Here is a 1,936-nt window from a genome sequence, read left to right as displayed (position 1 = left end):
CCGGCCGGCCTCGGCACTGCTGGTGCTGCCGCCCACGTCGGCGCTGTGGCTGGCCCCCGAGTAAACCTCAGTACAGCGCGTTGGCGAGGTTGCGCCGCCCGGCGACGACCTCGGGGTCAGTCGGGTCGAAGAGCTCGAAAAGCTCGACCAACCTGGTGCGCACTCGGGTGCGGTCGTCGCCGGATGTGCTGCGCACCAAAGCAATCAGGCGATCGAAGGCGGGTCCGACCTCCTGGTTGAGGATTTGCACGTCGGCCGCCGCGAGGGCGGCTTCGATGTCACCGGGCGCGGCGTCGGCCACGGCAACGGCGTCCGGGCGTTGCGCGGTTGCGCGCGTCAGGAATTCGATCTGCCGGATCGCGCCCTTGGCTTCGGCGTTGGCCGGATTGGCGTCCAGGATCGACTGATACGACGTCTTAGCCGCCTCGAAGTCGCCGTCTTCCAGCTGCTGGCGGGCCGCGGCCAGCTCCGGGTCGACCGCCTCGGCCTCCGCGGAACCGCTTGGGCCCCTAAGCTTTCCGGCGGTCGCCGAGAGAATCTGATCCAGCCAGCCGCGCAACTGCTCGGTCGGCTGCATCCCCTGAAAACTCGAGATCGGCTGCCCGGCGGCCAATGCCACCACGGTCGGGACGGCATCGACACCGAATATCTGCGCCACCCGGGGCGCGACGTCGACGTTGACCGTGGTCAACGACCACTTGCCATTGTCCTGGGCGGCCAGCCCGGCGAACGTGTCGAGCAGCTGGACACACGCATCGCTGCGCGGCGACCACAGCAGCACCACGACCGGCACTTCCTCGGACCGCAGCAAGACTTCGGCCTCGAAATTGGCCTCGGTGACCGCGATGATGCCGGGGTCACCGTCGGCGGCTGACTGTGTGGCCCCTGCGGCTGGGCCGGCCGCGGGCTGGGCCCGTTGCTTGAGACCGGAGAGATCGACCGCACCAGCCAGGGCGGGGCCGATAGGAGGTCGCGGACGAGTCACGCCGTCAAGTTTGTCATGCGGACGGGCTACCCATCCACCCGGTGGCGGAGCCGCTCAGACGGCGACGCAGCGGGCCGAAAACGCCCACCGAAAAGCCCCGTGATCGGCAAATATGACGAAGATCACAATCGGCCACCGGCGCGCCGCGCCAGCAACGTCGGCAAACGTCCGATCGGGCGGCTAACCCGCGCGCAGAATCAGCGCGTCGCCCTGTCCGCCGGCCCCACACAGCGCCGCGACGGCGTATCCGGAGCCGCGTCGCGACAATTCCAGGGCGGCGTGCAGAGTGATCCGCGCTCCCGACATACCGATCGGATGCCCGACGGCGATCGCGCCGCCGTTGACGTTGACCAGGTCGGGATTCACGCCCAGTTCGCGGGTCGAGGCCAGCGCCACCGCGGAGAACGCCTCGTTGATCTCGATGACGTCGAGCTGGTCGACGGAGATGCCCTCACGGGCGATCGCCTTCTTGATCGCGTTGGCCGGCTGCGACTGCAGCGTGGAATCCGGCCCGGCCACCACGCCGTGCGCACCGATCTCGGCCAGCCAGCTCAGCCCCAGCTCCTGTGCCTTGGCCTTGCTCATCACCACCACCGCGGCGGCGCCATCGGAGATCTGGGAGGCCGATCCGGCGGTGATGGTGCCGTCACGGCGGAAGGCCGGCTTGAGGCCGGCCAGCGACTCGGCGGTGGTGTTGGCGCGGATCCCCTCGTCCTCGGTGAACTGCAGCGGATCGCCTTTGCGCTGCGGGATGTTGACCGGCACCACTTCGTCGGTGAAGACGCCGTCCTTCCAGGCCGCGGCCGCCTTCTGGTGCGACCGGGCAGCGAACTCGTCCTGCTCCTGCCGGGTGAACTGGTCGACGTCGTTGCGCTGCTCGGTGAGCGCGCCCATCGGCTGGTCGGTGAACACGTCGTGCAGGCCGTCGTAGGCCATGTGGTCCAGCACCGT

Annotated in this window: 2 protein-coding genes; both read right to left on the bottom strand. The window is 69.1% G+C overall.

All coding sequences use genetic code 11. The annotated features are described in order from the left end of the window. Positions 1–67: 67 nt before the first annotated feature. Positions 68–985, bottom strand: a complete 918-nt coding sequence (locus A9W96_RS26270) for a tetratricopeptide repeat protein (RefSeq protein WP_066864634.1) — start codon at positions 983–985, stop codon at positions 68–70. Positions 986–1,165: 180 nt separating this feature from the next. Continuing rightward, on the bottom strand, positions 1,166–1,936 hold a 771-nt coding region (locus tag A9W96_RS26265), incomplete at its 5' end, for an acetyl-CoA C-acyltransferase (protein WP_156765423.1).

The sequence above is a fragment of the Mycobacterium sp. 1245852.3 genome (assembly GCF_001669335.1).
Taxonomy (GTDB): Bacteria; Actinomycetota; Actinomycetes; order Mycobacteriales; family Mycobacteriaceae; genus Mycobacterium; species Mycobacterium europaeum_A.
Note: the sequence above shows the minus strand (reverse complement) of the source record. Positions and strands in the feature narration are given on the sequence as shown.